19 protein-coding genes and 2 tRNA genes are annotated in these 22,121 nt (G+C 61.7%); 9 read left to right on the top strand and 12 right to left on the bottom strand.

The genetic code is table 11. From position 1 onward, the window contains the following. Position 1: 1 nt before the first annotated feature. The 9 genes from AB7S84_RS10665 to AB7S84_RS10625 all read right to left on the bottom strand — a co-directional run bounded on the left by AB7S84_RS10665 (position 2) and on the right by AB7S84_RS10625 (position 7,196). Positions 2-79 (bottom strand) — tRNA-Glu (locus AB7S84_RS10665). A 31-nt stretch (positions 80-110) separates the two neighbouring features. Further along, a tRNA-Lys gene (locus AB7S84_RS10660) sits at positions 111-183 on the bottom strand. A gap of 120 nt (positions 184-303) precedes the next feature. Beyond that, positions 304-1,758, bottom strand: coding sequence for a TrkH family potassium uptake protein (locus AB7S84_RS10655; protein WP_428154397.1), 1,455 nt, complete (start codon positions 1,756-1,758; stop codon positions 304-306). Next, positions 1,759-3,123, bottom strand: coding sequence for a Trk system potassium transporter TrkA (gene trkA, locus AB7S84_RS10650; protein WP_020877785.1), 1,365 nt, complete (start codon positions 3,121-3,123; stop codon positions 1,759-1,761). A gap of 202 nt (positions 3,124-3,325) precedes the next feature. Continuing rightward, a complete protein-coding gene (locus AB7S84_RS10645; protein ID WP_020877784.1) occupies positions 3,326-4,087 on the bottom strand; it encodes an energy-coupling factor transporter transmembrane component T family protein in 762 nt (253 codons plus the stop codon). Next, the gene (locus AB7S84_RS10640) at positions 4,075-4,824 is read right to left on the bottom strand and encodes an energy-coupling factor ABC transporter ATP-binding protein (RefSeq protein ID WP_020877783.1); all 750 of its coding nucleotides are present in this window, start codon (positions 4,822-4,824) and stop codon (positions 4,075-4,077) included. The genes AB7S84_RS10645 and AB7S84_RS10640 overlap by 13 nt, the downstream gene beginning before the upstream one ends. Next, a complete protein-coding gene (locus AB7S84_RS10635) occupies positions 4,805-5,383 on the bottom strand; it encodes a biotin transporter BioY (RefSeq protein WP_428154393.1) in 579 nt (192 codons plus the stop codon). Before AB7S84_RS10635 ends, AB7S84_RS10640 begins: the two co-directional genes overlap by 20 nt. Continuing rightward, positions 5,380-6,339 carry a biotin--[acetyl-CoA-carboxylase] ligase gene (locus tag AB7S84_RS10630; protein WP_020877781.1) on the bottom strand — a complete coding sequence of 320 codons (960 nt, stop codon included), beginning with the start codon at positions 6,337-6,339 and terminating at the stop codon, positions 5,380-5,382. The genes AB7S84_RS10635 and AB7S84_RS10630 overlap by 4 nt, the downstream gene beginning before the upstream one ends. A gap of 95 nt (positions 6,340-6,434) precedes the next feature. Then, on the bottom strand, positions 6,435-7,196 hold the full coding sequence (locus tag AB7S84_RS10625; RefSeq protein ID WP_428154391.1) for a UDP-2,3-diacylglucosamine diphosphatase: 762 nt from the start codon (positions 7,194-7,196) through the stop codon (positions 6,435-6,437). Positions 7,197-7,524: 328 nt separating this feature from the next. Here AB7S84_RS10625 and AB7S84_RS10620 point away from each other — a divergent pair, with 328 nt between their 5' ends. After that, the gene (locus AB7S84_RS10620; RefSeq protein WP_234979105.1) at positions 7,525-7,929 is read left to right on the top strand and encodes a universal stress protein; all 405 of its coding nucleotides are present in this window, start codon (positions 7,525-7,527) and stop codon (positions 7,927-7,929) included. 3 nt (positions 7,930-7,932) lie between these two features. On the opposite strand, the gene ptsP is transcribed toward AB7S84_RS10620, so the two are convergent. After that, positions 7,933-10,209, bottom strand: a complete 2,277-nt coding sequence (gene ptsP, locus AB7S84_RS10615; RefSeq protein WP_428154388.1) for a phosphoenolpyruvate--protein phosphotransferase — start codon at positions 10,207-10,209, stop codon at positions 7,933-7,935. Positions 10,210-10,640: 431 nt separating this feature from the next. On the opposite strand from ptsP, the gene AB7S84_RS10610 reads away from it, so the two are divergent. Then, on the top strand, positions 10,641-12,158 hold the full coding sequence (locus tag AB7S84_RS10610) for a sigma 54-interacting transcriptional regulator (RefSeq protein WP_428154386.1): 1,518 nt from the start codon (positions 10,641-10,643) through the stop codon (positions 12,156-12,158). Between the two features lie 9 nt (positions 12,159-12,167). Here AB7S84_RS10610 and AB7S84_RS10605 read toward each other — a convergent pair whose 3' ends face one another. Together AB7S84_RS10605 and AB7S84_RS10600 are read right to left on the bottom strand one after the other, a co-directional pair. Continuing rightward, positions 12,168-13,931 carry an ABC1 kinase family protein gene (locus AB7S84_RS10605; protein ID WP_234979104.1) on the bottom strand — a complete coding sequence of 588 codons (1,764 nt, stop codon included), beginning with the start codon at positions 13,929-13,931 and terminating at the stop codon, positions 12,168-12,170. 68 nt (positions 13,932-13,999) lie between these two features. Further along, positions 14,000-15,157, bottom strand: coding sequence for an acyl-CoA dehydrogenase family protein (locus AB7S84_RS10600; RefSeq protein WP_020877775.1), 1,158 nt, complete (start codon positions 15,155-15,157; stop codon positions 14,000-14,002). A gap of 350 nt (positions 15,158-15,507) precedes the next feature. Between AB7S84_RS10600 and AB7S84_RS10595 the strand changes: the two genes are divergently transcribed. Genes AB7S84_RS10595 through AB7S84_RS10565 form a run of 7 tightly spaced genes read left to right on the top strand, consistent with a single transcriptional unit; the run spans position 15,508 to position 22,038 of the window. Next, positions 15,508-16,257, top strand: a complete 750-nt coding sequence (locus AB7S84_RS10595) for an AAA family ATPase (RefSeq protein ID WP_020877774.1) — start codon at positions 15,508-15,510, stop codon at positions 16,255-16,257. 27 nt (positions 16,258-16,284) lie between these two features. Continuing rightward, positions 16,285-17,235: a histone deacetylase family protein gene (locus AB7S84_RS10590; protein ID WP_040416089.1), complete on the top strand. Its 951-nt coding sequence runs from the start codon at positions 16,285-16,287 to the stop codon at positions 17,233-17,235. 49 nt (positions 17,236-17,284) lie between these two features. After that, positions 17,285-17,962, top strand: coding sequence for a CBS and ACT domain-containing protein (locus AB7S84_RS10585; RefSeq protein WP_428154381.1), 678 nt, complete (start codon positions 17,285-17,287; stop codon positions 17,960-17,962). Then, the gene (locus tag AB7S84_RS10580; protein ID WP_428154379.1) at positions 17,955-18,803 is read left to right on the top strand and encodes a 50S ribosomal protein L11 methyltransferase; all 849 of its coding nucleotides are present in this window, start codon (positions 17,955-17,957) and stop codon (positions 18,801-18,803) included. The genes AB7S84_RS10585 and AB7S84_RS10580 overlap by 8 nt, the downstream gene beginning before the upstream one ends. A gap of 57 nt (positions 18,804-18,860) precedes the next feature. Continuing rightward, positions 18,861-19,703, top strand: a complete 843-nt coding sequence (locus AB7S84_RS10575) for an MBL fold metallo-hydrolase (RefSeq protein WP_428154377.1) — start codon at positions 18,861-18,863, stop codon at positions 19,701-19,703. Then, positions 19,700-20,446, top strand: a complete 747-nt coding sequence (locus tag AB7S84_RS10570) for an SIR2 family NAD-dependent protein deacylase (RefSeq protein WP_020877769.1) — start codon at positions 19,700-19,702, stop codon at positions 20,444-20,446. Before AB7S84_RS10575 ends, AB7S84_RS10570 begins: the two co-directional genes overlap by 4 nt. Further along, entirely contained in the window at positions 20,443-22,038 is a 1,596-nt protein-coding gene (locus AB7S84_RS10565) for an ASKHA domain-containing protein (protein ID WP_428154374.1), read from the top strand. Before AB7S84_RS10570 ends, AB7S84_RS10565 begins: the two co-directional genes overlap by 4 nt. The last annotated feature ends 83 nt before the right edge of the window (positions 22,039-22,121 follow it).

The following is a 22,121-nucleotide window of genomic DNA, read 5'->3' as shown; positions in this document are numbered from 1 at the left end:
TTGGCGTCCCCAAGGGGATTCGAACCCCTGTTGCCGGCGTGAAAGGCCGGTGTCCTGGACCAGGCTAGACGATGGGGACGTGCATCTTTTTTTACGGCCGATAAGGCTTATGGGCCGTGCTGGGCTCGAACCAGCGACTCTCTGCTTAAAAGGCAGATACTCTACCGTCTGAGTTAACGGCCCTCAAAAAAAGACCCCGCTTCTATATCCGGATCTGTTGGGGTTGTCAATAAAAAAAAGGTCGCGTCCGCGGTTTTTTCGGGAAGCGGGTCCCCGGCGGCACGACGGTCTCCGGGGCAGGGCTTATTTCCGCCAGAACTCGGGCACCAGCAGAATGATGACGGTGTAGATCTCGAGGCGCCCCAGGAGCATGCACCAGATGAGGATCCATTTGCCGAAAAGAGGGATGTCGGCGTAGTTCTCCACCGGGCCCACCATGCCGAGGCCGGGGCCGATGTTGCCGATGGCGGCGGCGACGGCGCCGAAGGCGGTGACGAGATCGACCCCGGTCCCGGCCAGCAGGACCACGGCGACGGCGAAAAGCATCATATAGAGGGCCAGAAAGCCGAGGACGCTCCGCACGACGTCCTCGGGCACGGTTTTGCCGGCGATCTTGACGTGGGTGACCGCATGGGGGTGGATGAGGGAGAAGAGTTCCTTGTAGCAGTACTTGAAGCAGACCATGACCCGGAGGCATTTCATGCCGCCCCCCGTCGAACCGGCGGAGCCGCCGATGAACATGCACAGCAGCAGGATGATCTGGGACATGGCAGGCCACTGTTCATAGTCGGCCGTGGCGAATCCCGTTGTGGTGATGATGGACGCCGCCTGGAAGACGCTGTACCGGAAAGCCCCCGCCGCCGTCTCATAGACGGTGCCGAATATGTCGAAGGCGATGACGAGGGTCAGGAACAGGGTCGTCCCCAGAAAGAAGCGGCACTCGGCATCCCGCCAGAAGGCCAGGGTCTGCCCCTTGAGAAACTGATAGTGGAGGGTGAAGTTGATGCCGGCCAGCAGCATGAAGAGGGTGATGACCATGTCGATGTAACCGCTGTCGAAATGGGCCACCGAGGCGTTTTCCGTCGAGAATCCGCCGGTGGGCAGGGTGGTGAAGGCGTGGTTCAGGGCGTCGAAGAGATCCATGCCGCCGAACATCAGGAGCACCACCTCGACCGCCGTGATCAGGGCGTAGACCTTCCAGAGGATCATGGCCGTGTCGCGGATGCGGGGCTTGAGCTTGTCCGGCACCGGGCTCGGCACTTCGGCCTTGTAGAGCTGCATGCCCCCCACCCCCAGGATGGGAAGGATGGCCAGGGAGAGGACGATGATGCCCATGCCGCCCAGCCATTGGATGAAGCTCCGCCACAACAGCATTCCCTTGGAGACCGGCTCGATCTCCCTCAGGATGGATGCGCCGGTGGTGGTGAATCCCGACACCGACTCGAAGAGGCAGTCGGTGATGCCGCCGAACTGGCCGCCCAGGTAGAAGGGCAGTGCGCCGAAGGCCCCTACGGCCATCCAGCCGACGGCGACGATCCCCATGCCCTCCCGGGGCGAGACATAATCGTTTCGGGCGTTTTTCCCCCGGAGCGACAGAAAAAGAAGGCCGCCCACGGCAAGGCAGACGCCTATGGACAGGAAGTGGGGCAGGAGGGGCTCATCCCGATAGATCAGGGCCGTTGCAAGGGGCAGGAGCATGAAAAGGCCGAGGAAGAAGAGCAGGATGCCGACGACGTAGAAGATGTAGTGCCATCGCATTTAAAAATACTCCAGCTTGACCGACAGGATTTTTTCGACCTTCGGGATGGCTTCCCGGCGGGCGAAGATGATGATCCGGTCGTTGGGCGCCACCACGCTCTGTCCCGTTGGAATGATTACCTCCTCGCCCCTCAGGATAGTGGTGATGAGGACGCCCTTGGGGAAGGTGATGTCCATCAGGGGCTTGCCTACGATGTCGGTGGTCTCCAGGGCCACCGCCTCCATGATCTCGGCGTCCTCGCCCCGGATGGAGACGCTGCTCAACACCTTGCCCCGGCGGATGTGCTGGAGGATGGTGTTGATGGCCGACAGGCGCGGGTCCACCACCTGGTCGATGCCGATGGTGTGCATCAGAGGAAAATAGCTGAACTTGCTGATCTTGGTGATGGTCTTTCGGGCTCCCAGTTGCTTGGCCAGGAGGGAGGCCAGGATGTTGGTCTCCTCGTCGTCGGTCAGGGTGATGACCACGTCCGAATCCTGGATGTTTTCCTCCCGCAACAGGGCCTGGTCCGAGCCGTCGCCGCAGAGCACCACGGATCGGTTCAGTTTTTCGGCAAGAATGGAGCATCGGTCGGAACGCTGTTCGATGATCTTGGTGTGAACCGACTTCTCTTCGAGCCGGAGGGCCAGCCGGAGGGCGATGCGCCCGCCCCCGATGATCAGCACCCGCCGGATGGGTTCGGCGTGCTTGTCGAAGATCCTGAGGGATGCCTCCAGGTCCTTGTCCTCGGTGATGAAATAGATGAGATCGCCGGCTGTCAACCGGTCCTTTCCCGAGGGTACGATGAGACGCTCGTTCCGGATGATGCAGAAGATCAGGGGGCGATGTCCCGGGATCCGTCCGGGGAGGTCCGAAAGCCGGGCCCCGACGATGGGGGTGGTCTCGTCGAGGCGGACCCCGATGAACTTGACCCGCCCGCCGGCGAATTCCCCCACGTCCGTGGCACCGGGGACGCTCATCAGGTGCTCGATGGTCTTGACCACCTCCATTTCGGGGTTGATGACGGTGTCGATGTTGGGAGGGTTTCGGCAAAAGGCCTCGTGATACTGGTCGTAGTCGCCCCCTCGGATCCGGGCCAACTTCTTGGTGGACGGCGAAAGGATGTGGGTCACCATGCAGGCCACCAGGTTGGTCTCGTCGCTGTTGGTGACGGCGAGCATGATCTCGGCTTCCCTGACCCCGGCCTGTTCCAGGATTGCCGGGCTGCCGCCCCGGCCGATGATGGTCTGGACATCGATGTGGTCCGAGACGCGACGGATGGCCTCGGCGTTGTCGTCGACGATGACGACCTCCTTGTTTTCCCGGGAAAGGTGGCTGGCGATGTGAAATCCCACCTCGCCGGCGCCGATAATGACGATTTTCAAGAGAGACGGCTCCTTTGCGCAATCGTGCCGGTTGTTGACGGGGCTGTGAAACGGGATCCGCGGATGGTTCGAAGCCCGGCGCCCATGACCGGTTCCGGATACGAATCGTTTAGGCTTTACTATAGCGGGGAGGGTGTGTCAATTGCCGGAACGGATGGGGTCCGCACCCCGCGGAATTTCGAGGGCGGCCGGCTCGGGGCCGTCAGAAGGGGAGGGCTGCCGCGACGGCGCAGGCGGCGGCCGTGACGATCAGCGCCGTCCAGTCCCGGGAGGTTGCCGAAAACCGGGGCCCGGTGCGATCCTCGGTGTAGCATCGGGCCTCCATGGCGACGACGAGCCGTTCGGCATCTTCGAAGATGCGCCGCAGCAGGGCGATGCAGAGGGTCGCCACCCGGAAGACCGGGTTTTTCCGGCACTCGATGCACCGGGCGCGCTGGGCGTCGGCGGTTTCCCGGGCCTGGTTCAGGATCATGGGGATGAAGCGGACCAGGAGGCTGATCATGGTGCCGGCCTGCTGTTCGGGGATGAAGGGGATCGGTGCCAGAAGCCGGATTACGGCCCCGCGGATCTCCGAGGGCCGGGTGGCGGCGATGAAGATGATGCCGGCCAGAACGACGCCGGCCAGACGCCAGCAGACCAGCACCCCGGCTGCGACGCCTTCCCGGGTCACGCTGATCCCCGCGGCGGAGAAAAGGACCGACCCCGGCGTGGACAGGGCCCGTGCCGCGAAGACCAGAAAGAGCAGCACGGCGAGATAGCGCAGCTCTTTCAGCATCGAGCGAAGGGGGATGCCGAGGCGGAAAATGCCCGCAAGGCCCGGTACGGTCAGTCCGGCCAGGCCCCAGATCCCGCATTGGAGGACCGCGATGCCGATTACGGCCAGGCAGAGGAGCTTGAACCGTGCGTCGAGCCGATGGAAAAGGGAGCGGCCGGGGCGGAAGCCCAGGGTCGTTATCTCAGCCATGACGACAGGGGCATCCCGTTGCGGGAGGCTTCGGGCTCCCGCACGCCGAGGGCGTCGATGCCTTTTACCGTCTCGGCCGGGAGACCGTTCCGGGCGACGCGCCCTGCGCTGATCACCACCAGGCGGTCGGCGTGGGCCAGGACCTTTTCCAGATCGTGGGTGGTGAGGAGGATGGTGTGGCCTTGTCGGTGGAGGGCGACGATCTGTGCGAGCACTTGGCGGACCCCCGGGTAGTCCAGGTTGGAAAAAGGCTCGTCGAAAACCAGGACCCGGGATCGCATGGCCAGGATCCCCGCAATGGCCACCCGGCGTTTTTCTCCCCCCGACAGGAGATGGGGCCGCTGGTCCTCGAAACCGGCAAGCCCCACGGCCGCCATGGCCGCCGTAACCCTGCGATGGATCCGATCGGGCTCGAGCCCGAGGTTTTCAGGCCCGAAGGCTACGTCGTCGTAAACGGTTTCTCCCACGATCTGGCTGTCGGCATCCTGAAACACCATCCCCACCGTCCTCCGGGCGCGGATCGGATCGTCGGCCGTCGAAACGCCGTCCACGAGGACCCGGCCGTCATGGGGCAGAAGAAGGGCGTTCAGGTGCCGGAGAAAGGTGGTCTTTCCCGAGCCGTTGGCGCCGGCCACCACGACGAACTCACCTTCCCGGACGACAAGATCGATGCCGGAAAGGGCCGTCGTTCCGTCGGGAAACCGGTGGATGAGGCCGCTAACCTCGAGAATAGCCATCAGCCGGATGGGATGCGAGCCTGCCGACCGTCATCGGTCGGAGGGTTCGGGCGATGGGGACGGCGGCCGCGATCTTGAGGACGTCGCCGATGAGAAACGGCAGCATTCCCACCGCCGCGGCCCTGGACCAGGACATCCCGGTCACGACCTTGAGATAGGGTACGCCCATGGCGTAGATGACGAGGGTTCCCAGGCTCATGGCGACGACGTCGCCCATCACCCGGCCCCCGGCCTTCCGGCTCACGATGCCGACGATCCAGACCGCCGGCAGATAGGCCAGGAGATACCCCCCCGTGGGGCCCAGCATACGGCCGATGCCGCCGGTACCGCCGGCAAAGACCGGGAGACCGATGGCGCCGGCCAGAAGGTAGATGCCGACGCCGGCCAGGCCCCACCGGGGTCCCAGAAGCAGCCCGGCCAGGAGGACGAACATGTTCTGGAGAACGATGGGCACAGGGCCGATGGGAACGGCCAGAAAGGCGCCTGCGGCGATGAGCGCGGCGAAAAGCGACGCCTGGACGGTCCGGCGGAGCTGCTCTGTATTCGGGGTTTGCGTCATGATGCGGGTGTTCCTTTGTTTTCGTTGTCCTGGGGGGACGGGAAAAAGCAGTCCCCGTAAATCACCTTCTGCTGCGTGCCGTCGTCAAGGGTCAGGATCAGGGCACCGTCCGGGTCCACGTCGGCGGCGAGGCCCTCTATGACCTCGGTGGCGGTGGCCACCCGGACCCGACGGCCCAGGGGCATGGCCACGGTCTTCCAGGAATCCACCACCGTGTCGTAATCGACCCCGGCCAAACGCGCTTCGAAGTCGTCGAGAAAGGCGGCGATGAGGTCTTTCCGCGATATCCGTTTCCCCAAAAGGCGTGCCATGGAAACGGCGCCGGGTTCGTGGGGGGTGGGGTCATTGTTGACGTTGAGCCCCATGCCGATGTTGATGTGGGCCGTCATATCGCCGATGATCTCCATTTCCGAAAGCATGCCGAGGAGCTTCTTCCCGCCCGCCAGGATGTCGTTGGGCCATTTGGCCCGGGCATCGAGGCCGTAGCGATCCCTGAGGAGTCGGGTCATGGTGAGGGATGCGATAAAATTGACCCGGGAACTCAGCAGCAGCGGGATATCGGGCCGGACGATCACGGTCATGTAAACGCCGCCCGCTTCGGACAGCCATTGACGCTGGAGTCTTCCCCGTCCGTGGGTCTGGATTCCGGCGATGACCGTCGTGAGATGGGGCGCGCCGTTTCGGGCGAGGTCACGGGCTGCGATCATGGTGGAGGCTGTCCGGGGAAGATAGTGGATGCGATCTTCCCGCCCTGGAAATTCCCAGGGGAAGGGGGTGTCGGGGGTGTCCAGGAGCTGGTAGCCCTTTGGTCCGGCGAAGATGTCGTATCCCAGGTCCTGGAGCTTCCGGATATGTTTCCAGACGGCGACCCGGGAGGTGCCCAGGGCGGTGCTCAGCGTCTCCCCGGAGACCACCTCCCGACGGGTTCGGAGGATATTCAATATGGCGGCTTTCATGACCCCTCTATGCGTGCGCCGGGGTGTCCAACGCGGTTTGGGATGTTCTGGTTAATTTATTTTAAGGGGAAGGTTAACGAAAAAGGGGAGACAAGTCAACCGATTTTGACGGCTGCGACAGCGCGGTCCGGCACGCGTCGATGTCGCGGCATCCGGCCTTCCGACAGGGCCTGCCACGGCAGGTGGACGACCCGGCCGGTGCGAGGGTCGAAGCGGGTGATCCTGCCGGTGTCCATCCAGGCGGGGAGGAGGTGGAGATGTGCCCCGTTTTGTTCGAAAAAGGCCTCCTGGTGAAAATGGGCCGCAAAAACGCGGTCGATGCCCGATGTCCGGGCGGCCGACAGGAGATCCAGGAGTGCTTTCCGTGGGAGGTGGTTTCGAAAGGTCGGGTTGGTGTGTTTCAGCTGCTTCTTGACGATCTCGGCAATGAAGGGCCCCCAGGGGAGTCGACGGAGCATCTGCTTGACGAACCGGTTCTTGGTGAGTTTCCTGAAGAGAAGGTAGTTGCGATCGAGGGGGTTGATGCGGTCCCCGTGACAGAAAAGGCTGCCGCGGCCGTCGATCCTGAAGGCCCGATCGGTGGCCCACGAAAAGGCGTCTCCTTTCTCCTCGGCCAGGAAAAATTCATGGTTTCCCTCGATGTAGCCGATCTTCCGGTGCATTCCCTGGCGGCGGCACCACGCGAGAAACCGGGCGTGGACGCGCTGTTCGTAGCCGGGCAGGGCGATCCACAAGTCGAAGATATCTCCCATGAAAACGATGTCTTCACGGGTCCCCTCGAGGGCGTCCAGCATCCGGAAAAAATGGCGGTGGGTGCCCTTGGCGGTGTTGACGTGGGCGTCGGCGATCAGGATCATGGCGTCAATCAGCCCCTTTCGGCCTGGGATCGCGGGATCGGGAACGCTCCGCTCATGGGACGATCCTCCTGTCAGGGTAACGCCGGCCCGCGATCCCAGGGTTCATCTTGATTGTTTCATGACACTGCTGTAATATCATTATGTTAATCTCTGAATTGCATGATACCATTTCAACTGTCGATTTTCACAGGCCGGTGCCTCTATCCGGTCATCGCATGAAAGCCGAAAATTGAGATACCATATCATGTTGAATCGCGATCCGCAAAAAACGGTGTCGACTCGGATTCCCGGCGATCTGGACGAAGGCCGGGAGGAGACTGGGGGGACCATGGAAAAGCAAATGATCATTCTGGTGGCATATGACGGCTCCAATGCGGCTAGGGATGCCCTCGAACTGGGTTTGAAGCATGCCGAGGCCTTCAAGGGGAAGGTGGTCCTCATCCGGTCCCTCACCGGCGGGTCCGGCAAGGACAGCGACGACATTCAGCGGGCCGAGGATGACCTGGCCTACGCGGAACGGCGCTGCAGGGAACGATCCCTTCCCTGCGAAACCCATCTGCTCATCCGGGGATTGAAGCCCGGGGAAGACATTGTCCGTTATGCCGAAGAGTGCGGTGCCGATGAAATCGTCATGGGCGTCAGGCGCCGGTCCAAGGTCGGGAAGATGCTGTTCGGATCGAATGCCCGATACGTCATCATGGAGGCCGCCTGTCCGGTGGTGACGATAAAATAATCCCTATCCCGACGTCGGGGTTTCAAGCACTTTGAGGGCACCGGCCAGGGTGTCTTCAGCCAGCAGGAGTCGGGCATGCCGCTCGGCTTCCGCCAGGGTCAGGCCGGCAATGCGTTCGCGGAGCGCCGGCAGAAACTGCGGGCCGACGCTCAGGATGCGGATGCCGATGCCCAGCAGGAAGGGAATGTACGCCGTCTCATGCCCCATCTCGCCGCAGACGGCGATCTCGCGTCCGGCGGTCTTCGCCGCACGGACGACCCTGGCCAGTCCCCGCAGCACCGCCGGATGATAGGCTCGGTAATAGTCGGCCACCTTTTCGTTGGTGCGGTCGACGGCCAGGGTGTACTGGATGAAATCGTTGGTGCCGATGGAGAAGAAATCGGCCTCCCGGGCCAGGGCCGGCATGATCTCCACCACCGAGGGGACTTCCACCATCATCCCGATGGACGGGCCGGGGTGATGGGGGAGGTCTTCCCGTTTCAGGTCACGCACGCAGGCATCGACAACCGAACGGGCATCGCGGAATTCGTCCAGCGAGGAGATCATGGGGAACATGATCCGGAGATGCCGAGCCTCCGCGCCCGCCCGGAGGATGGCCCGAAGCTGCTGTTCGAACAGGGGGCGGTTCCGGAGGGAAAAGCGGATCGACCTGAGCCCCAGGTCGGGGTTCTTTCCGCTGGTGGCGTTTGCATAGACCAGGGCCTTGTCCCCGGCGATGTCAAGGGTGCGTATGGTTACCTCCCGGTCCGCCATTTCATCGAAAAGATGTTTGTAGACGAGATACTGCTCTTCCTCCGACGGAAAGGTCGGGCGGATGATGAAGGGGAACTCGGTCCGGTAGAGGCCGATGCCTTCGGCATTCAGTTCCTTGGCCGTGGAGAGCTCGCTCAGGAGGTTGATGTTGGCCAGGAGGCGGACGCGCGTTCCGTCGCCGGTCTGGGTGATCCGGCACACCGTGCTCGGAGATGCGGCTGCGATCTTGCCGGCAGCCTCCTGTCCGGCGAACTGGAGGAGGATCTCCTGATCCGGTCGGATATAGATGTTTCCCACGTTGGCGTCGAGAAGGACCGGCGTCTCTTCCGGCAGATGCATCAGGTGAGGATGATCGGCGATCACCAGCGGGATTTTGAGGGAGCGCGCCAGGATGGAGACATGGGAGGTGATGCCGCCTTTGACCAGGATGACGCCCTGGACCTCCTCGGAGGCCATTTTCAATATTTCGGACGGATAGAGCTCCGCCGCCACGACAATCTTTCCCTTTTCATTCTCCTGCTTTTCAGCGCCCCGCCGGAAGAGATTTTTCAGGATGCGGCCCGCCAGGTCCTCCATATCGCTGACCTTTTCACGGATATAGGCATGGCTGCTCGACGCGAAGACGTTGATGTAGTGGCGGGCCACGTTTTTAACGGCCTCCGGCGGGGAGACGCCCTCGGCGATCTGGTGGACGATCCGGTCGATGAACTTGGGGTCCTTCAGGATCATGAAATGGGCCGTGAAGATGAGGGATGCGCTTTCAGGAAGCCGCTCGGCCAGCCGGGACTGCAAATCGGCGAGTTGCCGGGAGGTTTGCCGGACGGCCTCGTGAAAATCCTCCACCGTAAAGTTTTCCTTCCGGTGGGCGTCGCCCGACAGAAAGGCCACATGGCTTTTCTTGAAAAAGGTGATCGGACCCTGGGCGATACCTTCGGAGGCCGACTGCCCCCGGATGAATTGGAGGGATGCCGGGGCCTGGACCTCGGGGCGGGTCCCGGTGGCCTCGTAAAGATCCATGAGCAGCCGCGCGTTCTCGACGGCGCCGGCCAGCTGGGACGCCGATGCTTTCAGCGCCATGACGTCTCTTTCGGAAAAATAGTCCGCTGTCTCGTGCTGTACCACCAGGACCCCGATCCGCTGAACGCCCCGTTGAATCGGGACGGCCAGGAAGGACTCGAAGCGTTCCTCGCCGGCCTCCTCGAAGTATTTGAACAGGGGATTGCGGCCGGCGGCGGATTCCCGGATGGGGTGAAGGTTTTCGAAGGTCGCTCCCACGAGGCCTTCGCCGGGTTTCATGCGAATCCGCCCCACCGCCTTGGGGTTGAGCCCTATGGTGGCCCTCAGAATCAGCTCCTCCGCGGATTCGTCATAGAGGTAGATGGAGCAGACGTCGGCCTTTAGATGCCGGGAAACCAGCCGGACAGCGCTGTCCATGAAGGTTTCGATGTTGTGGCTTCCGGTGACCAGTGCCGCAAGCTCCCCGATGTCGCACAGCAGGTTGAAATGATCTCGATCTTTACGGGACATAAACGGAACCTCCCCAATTTTTCCGAAGCCCTGGACAGCCCTGAACACGGCATGCACCTCCCGGCCGTGTCCTGGGATCGATCCCTGCATGAGGCTCACGGGCGGCATCCCATGCGGCATCCGGCAGGCTGTGGGCAGGGCCGCATCCACGGCAACCGTGGCGGAAACAACACGACAGCCTTACAGTAAGCCAAGTCAGGACACACTGTCAAAACAAACTTTCCCGTTTCAGAGGCTCGGGCTGAAGGCCGGGGGAATGCGCCGCTTTGGCAGGCGCGGACCCGGTCCGCGAAATCCCCCTGGGCTCCAAGCCGTCTTGAAAATGTCGAAGCGTCAGTTATTTATTGCAAAAATGTTATATTGTTAATATACATCTCAACTTTCGGCTTTTGTAATAACCTCAGCCTCATCATGGGACGAACCGGGGCATTATGAAGAAAATAGAAGAAATCACACTCCTTTACGAGATCAGTAAGACCCTTAACGAACATCTCGACCTGAAAAAATCCCTCTACAAGGTTCTCGCCATCCTTTCCGACGCCCTGGACATGATCCGGGGGACGGTCACCATCCTGAATCCGCTCCGGAACGAGATCAGCATCGAGGTGGCCCACGGGCTTTCCCGAACCGCCATCGCCCGGGGAAAATACAAGTTGGGGGAGGGGATCATCGGTCGGGTCATCGAAAGCGGCAAGCCGGTCGCCCTGCCCAAGATCAGCGAAGAACCCCTCTTCCTGGACCGCACCGATTCCCGAAAGGCCAAGGACGAGTTCTCCTATTTTTGCGTGCCCATCACCAAGGGGAACCAGGTTATCGGCGCCCTGAGCGTGGACCGGCACTTCGACCCGTCCTATTCCCTCAACAGCGGAACGGAGCTGTTGAGCGTCATCGCCATGATGATCGCCCAACACGTCATCAATCTGGAGAAGATCCACCTCGAAAGACAGCAGCTGCGGGAGGAGAACCAGAGGCTCAAAAGCGAGCTGGAAAACAAGTACCGCATCAACAACATCATCGGCAACTCCAACAAGATGCGGGAGGTGTTCCAGATGATCTCCCAGGTCTCCAGGAGCAACGCCACGGTGCTGATCCGGGGCGAGTCCGGCACCGGCAAGGAACTGGTTGCCAACTCCATCCATTACAACAGCCGGCGGGCCAAGAATCCATTCGTCAAGATGAACTGCGCGGCCCTGCCCGCCAACCTGATCGAGAGCGAGCTTTTCGGGCACGAAAAAGGGGCGTTCACCGGCGCTGTCCGGCAGAAGCTCGGCAGATTCGAACTGGCCCACAAGGGGACCATCTTTCTGGACGAGATCGGCTCCATCACCCCGGATGTCCAGGTGAACCTCCTGAGGGTGCTCCAGGAGAGGGAGTTCGAGCGGATCGGCGGCCACAAGACCATCAAGACAGACGTCCGGGTGATCGCCGCCACCAACAAGAACCTGGAACAGGCGGTGGAGGAGGGCGCATTCAGGGGGGACCTGTACTATCGACTGAACGTTTTTCCCATCTACATGCCGCCCCTGAGGGAACGCAAGACCGATATCCTGCTTCTGGCCGATCATTTTCTCGAGAAATACAGCCTGGAGAACGGCAAGGACATCCGCCGCTTTTCCACCCCGGCCATCGACATGCTCATGGCCTATCACTGGCCCGGGAACGTCCGGGAGCTGGAAAACTGTATCGAACGGGCCGTTCTGCTCTGCGAGGAGGGCGTGGTTCACAGTTACCATTTGCCCCCCACCCTTCAGACCGGGAAGACGTCCGACACGCTTCCGGATCTCTCCCTGGAGGAAGCCGTCGCCAAGGTGGAACGGGAGATGATCGTCGACGCCTTGAAGAACACCCGGGGCAACATCACCCAGTCGGCGGAGCTGCTCAAGACGACCGTGCGGAAGGTGGCCTACAAGGCGAGGAAATACGGCATCGACTACGCTTTCTACCGATAGCGGACGGCGTCAGATCCGCTTTTTGCGCATGATGGCGAAGATGAGCCAGAGCCCCAGGACGGCGGCGGCGATGAAGACGATGATGCCGATGAGGGAGATGCCGAAGAAGAGGGGCGGAATCTTGGCGATGACGATGATGGCCGATCCGATGATCAAAGCGGCGGTGATGATGGCAAAAGAGAGCTTGTTGCTGATCCGGTCGTGGGTTTCGATCAGATTCTCAAGGCCGTGATGCTCGAACCGGACCGTGAGCCGCTGCCGTTTCATGAGGCGGACCACCTCCAGGGCCTCCCTGGGGAATTGCTGGAAAAAGGCGGCGAGGTCCCCGGAAACGGAGAGGATCTCCTCGGCGATCCTCTCGGGTCGGAAACGGGCCATTTTCTCCCGCTTGAGAAAGGGCACCGCCCGGGCCACCATGTCGAACTCCGGGTTGAGAAGGCGGGCGATGCCTTCGACGGAGCTGAAGGCCTTCAGCATGAGGAAGAGATCCGGCGGGATGCGAAGGTGGTGCCGAGAGGTCAAGGCCAGCAGGTCCTGGAGCAGCTTGTTCACCTTGATGTCCTTGAGGGGCCTGTAGAGATACTGGCCCATCATGTCCGCCACATCCCGCTCCAGGAGGCGGACGTCCGGCTCCGTCTCCCAACTGGTGAGCCGGAGGAGCACCTGGGCCGTCCGGAACTCGTCGCGCCGGGCCGCACCGTATATCAGATCCACGAAAGCCTTCTTGGTATAACGGTCGAGGCTTCCCATCATGCCGAAGTCGAGAAGGCAGATGACGTGGCCGGGCAGGACGAGTATGTTTCCGGGGTGGGGATCGGCGTGGAAGAACCCGTAGTCGAACACCTGCCGCAGCAGCAGGTCCGCCCCCAGGTCCACCACCCGCCGCTTGTCGAGGCCGGCCGCCTCCAGTGCGCTGGTTCTGGAAATCTTGATCCCCTTGACGAACTCCATGGTGAGGATGCGTTCGGTGGTCATCTCCCGGAAGACCTTGGGAACGTACAGGGCGTCGACGCTGAGGAACTGGCGGGCGAAACGCTCGATATGACCGGCCTCGATGGTGTAGTCGATCTCTTTCTCGATGCTTCGGGCGAACTCTTCGACGATCTTGACCGGCCGATGAAACGCCGCCTCCTCGATGTTCCGCTCCATCAGGGTCGCCAGGTGCAGCATGATTTCGACGTCCACCTCGATGGTCTGTTGGATGCCCGGCCGCTGGACCTTGACCGCGACGATGTCCCCATTGCGGGTCACGGCTTTGTGCACCTGGCCGATGGAGGCCGAGGCAAAGGGTTCGGGGGCGAATGTCGCGAACAGTTCCTCGGGCGGCCTGTGGAATTCGGATTCGAAAACCGTTCGGACCTCCGCGAAGGGAAAGGGCGGAACCTCGTCCTGCAGCTTTGACAGTTCATCGATGTAGTGGGGCGGGAGAAAATCGGACCGGGTGGAGAGGAGCTGGCCCAGCTTGATGTAGGTGGGACCCAACTCCTCTACGGCCATGCGGACCCGCTCGGCCCGGGTAAGCTTGTGGTGCCCGGGCACCGTGGATCGCTTGCTGCTGGAGAGCATCTGGAGGCCGGTCTCGATGTACTGGTCGATGTTCAGGCGCTCGATGAGGTCTCCGAATCCGTATTTGATGAGGATGCCCAGGATATGACGGTACCGGTTGAGATGACGGTAGGTTCGTCCGAAGACCCCGATTTTTCGGATGCTCAGCATGCAGGCCTCGACTCTTGGGATGGCCGTCTCCACAGAGACGGTGAAGCGTATCGGCAAAGTGCCGGGGGTTCACCTCGGCCCGGTGAAGGGGCGCCGGGCCGAGACGTTTCCAGGAGCGGGAACGGTTACTTCAGTTTTCCCATGATAGCGCTGGCGATGGTGTTCTTCTGGATCTCCTTGGTGCCTTCGTAGAGTTCGCAGATCTTGGCGTCCCGGGCGAACCGCTCGACCTCGTAGTCGAGCATGTAGCCGTAACCGCCCAGGAGCTGAATGGCTTCGTCGCAGACCTCCACCGCGCAGCGGCCGGCCGCCATCTTGGCCATGGAGGTCAGCTTGGGATCGATGCGTCCCTGATCGAAGTTCCATGCGGCCTTGTAGACGAGGAGACGGGCCTGTTCGATCTTGGTGGCCATGTCCGCGATCTTGTGCTGGGTGATCTGGAACTGGGCGATCTTCCGGCCGAACTGTTCCCGCGACTTGACGTAGGCAAGGGCCCGGTCAAATGCGCCCTGGGCCGTTCCGAGCCCCTGGGCGGCGATGAGAATACGGCTTTCGTCGAAGAATTCAAGCACCTGGTAGAAGCCCCTGTTCTCCTTGCCGATCAGGTTGGCCGCCGGCACCCGGACGTCCTTGAAAACGACCTCCGCCGTGTACATGGGGCGGATGCCCATCTTGGTGCCGACGCTGGTGGCCGACACCCCCGGCCGGTCGGCCTCGACAAGGATGAGGCTCTGGCCCCGGTGGCCGGGCGAGGCGTCGGGATCGGTCTGGCAGAGGACGCTGTAGAAACCGGCCAGGGGGCCGCCGTTGGTGATGAAGATCTTGGTGCCGTTGACGACCCATTCATCCCCTTCCTTGACGGCCGTGGTCTCCATGCGGGTGATATCCGAGCCGTGGTCCGGCTCCGTGAAGGCGCCGCAGGAGAGAACCTCGCCCTCGGCGACCTTGGGCAGCCATTTGGCTTTCTGCTCGTCCGAGCCGAAATGGAGGACGATCTCCGAAGCGAAATCCGCAAGAATGAGGCAGGCCCCAACAGAGGAATCACCGCGGCAGAGTTCCTCGGCCACGAGAATGTTTTCCATGACGCCGTACCCCATGCCCGAATATTTTTCCGGAAAATGGATGCCGATGAATCCCAGTTCGGCGGCTTTTTTCCAGATGTCCACGGGATACTCGTGCTTTTCATCCATCTCCATGATCAGGTCCTTCTGAAACTCTTTCTTGACGAACTCCCTGACAGACTGCTGGATGCGCGTTTGCTCTTTGGTCAGTTCAAACTCCATGTCGACTCCCTCTCATGTGTTGTTGGGGGTTGGAGGCCTCAGGCACAGCCGCCGGTCCCCGTTTACTAAACGGCGTTTATTAATTTTGCATCATTTATTTAGCTGCCTGATTTTAAACCATAATTTTCTGAAAAAATAGCATATGGCAATGGGCAATGCAAGGGATTTCCAGCACCGAATACAAAAAAGTTCGAGCGCTCGTTAGAAAGCCGCCGTCAAGGGCGTCAACGGCGCTGAACCGGGGGAAAAGTTGGTTGACGAATGATTTTGACTGACTTCCCGCGCTGAAAATGATATATATATTTATATTTTGTATTAACCTTTCAAGCACAAACGAGGAATCTGAAACCATGAGTTATACCATCGCACTGGCCGGAAAAGGCGGCACCGGCAAGACCACCGTCGCCGGGCTCCTGATCAAATATCTTGTTCAAAAGCATAAAACGCCCGTTCTCGCCGTGGACGCGGATGCCAACGCCAATCTGAACGAGGTGCTCGGGCTCGAGGTGCACGACACCGTCGGCAACGCCCGGGAGGACATGAAAAAAGGCAAGGTGCCCGACGGCATGACCAAGGACGTGTTCATGTCCATGCGGCTGGAGGAGGCCATCGCCGAGGAGGACGGCTATGACCTCCTCGTTATGGGGCAGCCGGAAGGTTCCGGTTGTTACTGCGCCGCCAACAGCATTCTTGTGGGGTTTCTGGAGAAACTCGCGGCCAACTATCCTTACGTCGTCATGGACAACGAGGCGGGAATGGAGCACATCAGCCGCCTGACCACGCGGAACGTCGACGTCCTCCTCCTGGTGACCGACGCATCCCGCAGGGGCCTTCAGGCCGCCGTCAGGATTCACCAGCTGGCCGGGGAGTTGAATATCGTGGCCGGCAGGAGCTGTCTGATCATGAACCAGGCCAAGGGCGCCCCCGACGCCGCCGCCCTCGAGATCATCCGCGATGCCGGCCTGACGCTTGCGGGCGTCATACAGGAGGACGATACTGTCTATGAATACGATCTGAATGGGCGCCCGACCGTGGAGATTCCCGAGGACAACCCCGCGGTTCGCGCCGCCTACGAGATCTTTGAAAAAATCATCGACTAGAACGCTTTTGAGTGATGGGGGATGGTTATGAAAAGAACGGGCTTTCTGTACGACGAGAGGTTCCTGCTCCATGACACCGGCCGTATGCATCCCGAGTCGTCCGATCGGCTTCGAGCGGCCTACAAGGGGCTCGAAGCGGCCGGTCTTCTCCCCAAACTGACGATCATACCGGCCAGACGCATGAATCAGAAGTACATCGAGCAGGTGCATCACGTCAACTACATCATGCGGTTCGAGGAGGCCTGCATCATGGGCATGTGCGAGCTCGACTACCCGGACAATCAGATGTGCCGGGAAACTTACGAGGTCGCCACGCTGGCCGTGGGCGGCGTTATCGACACCGTGAGGCGGGTGATGGAAGGGGAGATCGACAATGCCTTCTGCGCCGTCAGGCCGCCCGGACATCACGCGGAGATCAGCAAGGCCATGGGGTTCTGCTATTTCAACAACGTGGCCATTGCCGCGCGATATCTTCAGGACGAATGGGGGGTGAGCCGCGTGGGCATCGTCGACTTTGACGTCCATCACGGCAACGGCACCCAGCACATCTTCGAATACGATTCCACCGTTTTTTACTATTCCATCCACGAGCACCCCTCCTTTGCCTTTCCCGGCACCGGCAGGGAGTTCGAAGAGGGGGTCGACGCCGGACACGGCTACACCCTGAACACCCCGATCCTCCCGGGACAGGGAGACCAGGAGTACATGGCCGCCATCGAGCGGGATCTCCTGCCCGCCTTTTCCCGGTTCGAGCCGGAATTCATTCTGGTCTCCACGGGATTCGACGCCCACAAGGACGACGACATGTCGGGCATCAATCTCTCCACGGAAGGTTTTTCATGGATCATGGAGACGCTGATGGGCCTGGCGAACCGTTATACCGGCGGCCGGATCGTCTCCATTCTGGAAGGCGGCTACAATCTCGACCGGCTGCCGGAGCTCATCAGGAATCATGTCGAGATCCTGCTGAAAGGGTAGGCGCTCTGCGGCAGGCCCTTCAACCACATCCAATTATCGGAGGCGAGGTATGTTTGTCGACAAATCGATGACCAAACGTGTGATCACCATCAAGCCGGAAACCAGCCTCATCGAGGCAAGAGCCCTCATGGACGAGCACAGCATCCGCCACCTGCCGGTGACGGACGATACCAACACCCTGGTGGGCATCGTGACGGACAGGGATCTCAGAAGCGCCACCCCTTCCATCCTGCTGGACGATTTCGACAGCGCCAAGGAGCGGGACCGGCTGAGCAGGATCAGCGCCAGAGACATCATGAGCAAGACCCCGGCCGTCCTCAAGCCCATGCACACGATCCAGGACGCCCTTTTGATCATCCAGCAGCGGAAGGTGGGGGCGCTGCCGGTGGTGGACGAAAACAACAAGCTGAAGGGCATCCTCTCCGTTCGGGACCTGATGCGCGCGTTCACCAATGTTCTGGGCATCGGGGAGCCGGGCACCCTTTTGGGGATTCTCGTGGAGGAGAAAGTCGGTCAGCTGAAGCGGATCGTCGACGCCATCACCGAGGAGAACATCTCGTTCGGGAGCGTGTTGGTGGCCCGGCACTGGGACGCCTCAAAACGGGCCGTGTTTCCTTACCTGCTGACCAACAACGTGGCCCGGATCAAGAAAAAACTGATCGGCCTGGGCTACACCCTCATCGATCCGATGGAATGGCACCTCGACCGTCTGCCGAAAGATGAGTGATGTCGCGGCCCCCGGTTTGGGCGGAAGTCCCTATCAGGATCTCCACATCTACTATGTCGAGGGGCGCGTCGATGTCGCCCCCGGGGAGGTCGGCGCCTCATATATCGGCAATTGGGTGGAGGATGGGTATTCTTTCCTTTTTTTTTCCCAGCCGGCGAGGGAGAGTGTCGAAAGGATTCTGACGACCCAACCCGGCCGGGTCCTCGTGGACGAATACCGGATGCGCTATGAAGACTGGCTCGGTGAACGGTTCAAACGCTTTTCCGTGGGGAAGTTCCTGATCGTCCCGCCGTGGGACCCCTCGCCGGATGACGGGGGGGCGACGGCGCGGATCGTTCTGGATCCCGGGGTCGTTTTCGGCACGGGAACCCATCCCACCACCCGGGATTGCCTCGAACTCATCGAGCAGGTCTGTAAAGGGGATACGATCCGAACCGCCGTCGATGTGGGCACCGGGACCGGACTCCTGGCTCTTGCCGCGGCCAGGGCCGGATGCCGAAGGGTTATCGCCTTCGATCTCAATTTTCTGGCGGCCCGGACCGCGATTCGAAACGTCGCGCTCAACGGCCTCTCACGGAACGTCCTGGTGTTTCAGGGAAAGGCCGAAGAGGCGGCCTGCATTCCGGCGGACCTGATGATCGCCAATATCCACTTCGAGGTGATGATGGGGATGTTGGCATCCGATGCCGCTGATGGGAAGCGATGGCTCATTCTGTCGGGACTTTTGCGGAGCCAGGCCGCCGAGGTCCGGCGACGGCTTCTCGCCGAATCCGTCGAGATTGCGGCCCATCGCGAACGGGACGGAATCTGGCATACGTTTCTGGGAAGGGTCCGCCGTTGAAAGACACGGGTTGGGATTTGAGAATTTTTGGGTTTGTGCGAGCCGTCAAGGGATATTATGCTGATCAGATGCTGGGGCTCCAGAGGCTCCATCCCTGTTTCGGGCAGGGATTACATCAAATATGGGGGGGACACCACGTGCATCGAGATCCGGGGCCGTGCGGGGGACGTTATCATCGTCGACGCGGGGACCGGAATCCGGCGGCTGGGGCATCGTTTGGCGGCCGAGGGACTATTTGATTACCACCTGATTTTCACCCACGCCCACTGGGATCATCTGATGGGTTTTCCGTATTTCAAGCCGGTCTACAGCTCCCGGACCCGACTTCAGATGTATCGCTGCCCCTATTCCAAATTTGTGGAGACGATGCTGTCCAAGGTCATGGCCCCGCCCTATTTTCCCGTACCCTATGGCGACACCAGCGCACGGATCTCCTACGCGGACGACATGATGTGCAGCACCGCCTTTCAGATCGGATCCGTTTCCGTCCAGTCGATCCCGATGAACCACCCGAACAGCGGACGGGGGTACAAGTTTTCCGAAGACGGCAAAAGCTTCGTATTCCTGACGGACAACGAATTGCGCCATCGGCACGGCGGCGGCGTTTCCTATGAAAGGTATCTGGAATTCGTCCTTGACGCGGATCTGATGATGCACGACGCCGAGTACACCCCCGAGGAATACGGGCGTCGCTGCGGGTGGGGGCACTCCACCTATCTGGACGCTCTCGCGCTGGCCATGGATGCCGGGGTGAGACGCCTGGGGCTGTTCCATCTTAACCAGGACCGGACGGACCGGGAGGTCGACAAAATCGTCGCGGCCTGCCGGAAGGTCGTTTCCGACTGCGGAAAATCCCTCGACTGTTTTGCCGTGGGCGCGGATATGGAGTTTACGTTATGAAGGATATGATTCGACGTGCGGCGGAGAATCTGATGGCGGCCAAACGCGTCGTCGCCCTCACGGGCGCCGGCATTTCCGTGGAGAGCGGCATCCCGCCTTTCCGCGGCAGGGGCGGCATCTGGGAGCGGGTCGATCCCATGGTGTTCGGACACATCGACACCTTCGAGAAGGACCCGGAAACGGTCTGGCGTGTTTTGATCCGGGATCTCAAGACGATCATCGACCGGGCCGCGCCCAATGACGGGCACAAGGGACTGGCGCGCCTGGAGGCCATGGGGCGGCTGAAGGCCGTTATCACCCAGAACGTCGACGGGCTTCACCAGGCGGCGGGCAACACGGAGGTTCTGGAATTCCACGGCACCTGTGCCCTGCAGCGGTGTATGGACTGCGGGGGCAGGACGCCGACCCGCGACGTCGATATCGCCAGGCTGCCGCCGAGATGTCCGTGCGGCGGCGTCCTTCGGCCCGACTGGGTCTTCTTCGGAGAGGCGATCCCCCCCGAGGCCCTTCGGCGTTCCCGGCAGCTCGCGGCGGAATGCGACCTGATGCTCGTGGTGGGGACCTCCGCCGTGGTGCATCCCGCGGCCTACATGCCCGTCATCGCCAGGGATGCCGGGGCACTCGTCATCGAGATCAATCCGGAGCGGACGCCGCTCACCGGCGTCGTCAGCGACTACCTGATCAAGGGGGGCGCCGGCGAGGTGATGAACGCCCTGATCTCCGAACTGGAGGGAATGAGATGACCGCGGATAGGAGGGGCGGCAGCCGCCGGGTCGCGACCGTCACGCTGACGCCGCCCAGCCTCAGGGACAACACCGCCGACGCCGACCGCCTTGTTCAGGCCCTCAAACGGGATGTGGGCGCTGAGAGGGTCCGGATCGATCTCCCCCTCCTGAAACGGATCCCCGAGCAGATCAGAGAGTGGCGCTACACAGCCCGCTGTCTCCTCTTCAAGGACCGGGACGCCCATCTGCTTCTGGCCGCGACCGATCCGTCGGCGCCCGGCGTCATGGCGGGCCTGGCGGTGGATCTCGGCACCACCCGCATCGTCCTTCGGCTGGTGGATCTGGCCGACGCCCGGATCCTGGATGAGGACGCCTTCAACAACCCCCAGATCGCGGTGGGGCCGGACGTTCTGGCCCGGATACACCACGCCGATACGCCCGAAGGGCTGGCCGAGCTTCAAGCCATGGTCGTCGACGGGATCAACCGCACCGTCTCGGGGATGTGCACCCGATCGGGCTTTTCCACCGCGGACATCCACCTGGCAACCATCGCCGGAAACACGGCCATGAGCCACCTCTTCATGGGGATTCCGCCGCGCTGGCTCATCCGGGAGCCGTATATTCCCGCCGTCAACGCCCCGGATCTGCTCACGGCGGCCGAGCTGGGCCTGGCGCTCAGCCCAGGGGCACGGGTCATGGTCTTCCCCAATGTCGGCAGCTACTTCGGCGGCGATCTCATCGCCGGGATTCTTTTCTCCGGCATGAACGAGATGCCGGAGACCGCCATCCTCGTGGATGTCGGCACCAACGCCGAGGTGATCCTGGGCAACCGGGACTGGCTCATCGCCTGCGCCGGCGCGGCAGGGCCGGCCCTGGAAAGCGGGGTCGCCCGCATGGGCATGATGGCGGCTCCCGGGGTGATCGACACGGTGACCGTGGATCCCGCAACGCGCCGGATCCGCTACGAAACCATCGGCGGGCTGCCGCCCAGGGGCATCTGCGGCTCGGGTGTCATCGACCTGGCCGCCCACCTCTTTCTGTCGGGGATGCTCGATATCCGGGGGAAGCTGGTGCCGGAGAAGTGCGGGGAACACCTCGCGGTCATCGACGGCATGAACCATATCGTGGTGGTGCAGGCCGAGGATTCGGCTACGGGCCGTCCCCTCATGATGAGCCAGGCCGACATCGACAGCCTCATCCGGTCCAAGGCCGCCATGTACACCATCCTGGAGACCATTACCCTTTCGGTGGGAATGACCCCCCGGGACCTCGACCGTTTTTACGTAGCCGGAACCTTCGGCTCGTTCATCAAGCCCCGGTCGGCCATCACCATCGGCATGATCCCGGATCTTCCCATGGAATGCTACCGCCCCCTGGGCAACAGCTCCCTGGGCGGGGCCGCCATGGCCCTGACCCTGGACGACCCCATGGCCGAGACGGCGCGCATCCGGGACCGAATTACCTATCTGGAGCTCAACGTCAACCAGGAGCTCATGAACCGGTTCAGCGCGGCCAGGTTTCTGCCCCATACCGAGCCCTCCTTATTCCCCTCCGTCCGCGTCGGCGACGGGAGCGCACCCCCGCCTGCGTTATCGCTCGTCGACGTATAACCGCATACGCCTTCCTCGCTCTGCCTTGCCGGGGCTCGAACAGCTATCCCAGGACGTTGACCATGAGGGGGATGGCCACGAAG

The sequence above is a fragment of the Desulfococcus sp. genome (assembly GCF_050178255.1).
GTDB lineage: Bacteria > Desulfobacterota > Desulfobacteria > Desulfobacterales > Desulfococcaceae > Desulfococcus > Desulfococcus multivorans.
Note: the sequence above shows the minus strand (reverse complement) of the source record. Positions and strands in the feature narration are given on the sequence as shown.

Excerpts from the sequence above, each read along its gene's own strand:
- AB7S84_RS10655 (WP_428154397.1), bottom strand. The coding sequence starts at position 1,758 with ATGCGATGGCACTACATCTTCTACGTCGTCGGCATCCTGCTCTTCTTC.
- AB7S84_RS10645 (WP_020877784.1), bottom strand. The coding sequence starts at position 4,087 with ATGGCTGAGATAACGACCCTGGGCTTCCGCCCCGGCCGCTCCCTTTTC.
- AB7S84_RS10640 (WP_020877783.1), bottom strand. The coding sequence starts at position 4,824 with ATGGCTATTCTCGAGGTTAGCGGCCTCATCCACCGGTTTCCCGACGGA.
- AB7S84_RS10635 (WP_428154393.1), bottom strand. The coding sequence starts at position 5,383 with ATGACGCAAACCCCGAATACAGAGCAGCTCCGCCGGACCGTCCAGGCG.
- AB7S84_RS10630 (WP_020877781.1), bottom strand. The coding sequence starts at position 6,339 with ATGAAAGCCGCCATATTGAATATCCTCCGAACCCGTCGGGAGGTGGTC.
- AB7S84_RS10625 (WP_428154391.1), bottom strand. The coding sequence starts at position 7,196 with ATGATCCTGATCGCCGACGCCCACGTCAACACCGCCAAGGGCACCCAC.
- AB7S84_RS10620 (WP_234979105.1), top strand. The coding sequence starts at position 7,525 with ATGGAAAAGCAAATGATCATTCTGGTGGCATATGACGGCTCCAATGCG.
- ptsP (WP_428154388.1), bottom strand. The coding sequence starts at position 10,209 with ATGTCCCGTAAAGATCGAGATCATTTCAACCTGCTGTGCGACATCGGG.
- AB7S84_RS10610 (WP_428154386.1), top strand. The coding sequence starts at position 10,641 with ATGAAGAAAATAGAAGAAATCACACTCCTTTACGAGATCAGTAAGACC.
- AB7S84_RS10600 (WP_020877775.1), bottom strand. The coding sequence starts at position 15,157 with ATGGAGTTTGAACTGACCAAAGAGCAAACGCGCATCCAGCAGTCTGTC.
- AB7S84_RS10595 (WP_020877774.1), top strand. The coding sequence starts at position 15,508 with ATGAGTTATACCATCGCACTGGCCGGAAAAGGCGGCACCGGCAAGACC.
- AB7S84_RS10590 (WP_040416089.1), top strand. The coding sequence starts at position 16,285 with ATGAAAAGAACGGGCTTTCTGTACGACGAGAGGTTCCTGCTCCATGAC.
- AB7S84_RS10585 (WP_428154381.1), top strand. The coding sequence starts at position 17,285 with ATGTTTGTCGACAAATCGATGACCAAACGTGTGATCACCATCAAGCCG.
- AB7S84_RS10580 (WP_428154379.1), top strand. The coding sequence starts at position 17,955 with ATGAGTGATGTCGCGGCCCCCGGTTTGGGCGGAAGTCCCTATCAGGAT.
- AB7S84_RS10575 (WP_428154377.1), top strand. The coding sequence starts at position 18,861 with ATGCTGATCAGATGCTGGGGCTCCAGAGGCTCCATCCCTGTTTCGGGC.
- AB7S84_RS10570 (WP_020877769.1), top strand. The coding sequence starts at position 19,700 with ATGAAGGATATGATTCGACGTGCGGCGGAGAATCTGATGGCGGCCAAA.
- AB7S84_RS10565 (WP_428154374.1), top strand. The coding sequence starts at position 20,443 with ATGACCGCGGATAGGAGGGGCGGCAGCCGCCGGGTCGCGACCGTCACG.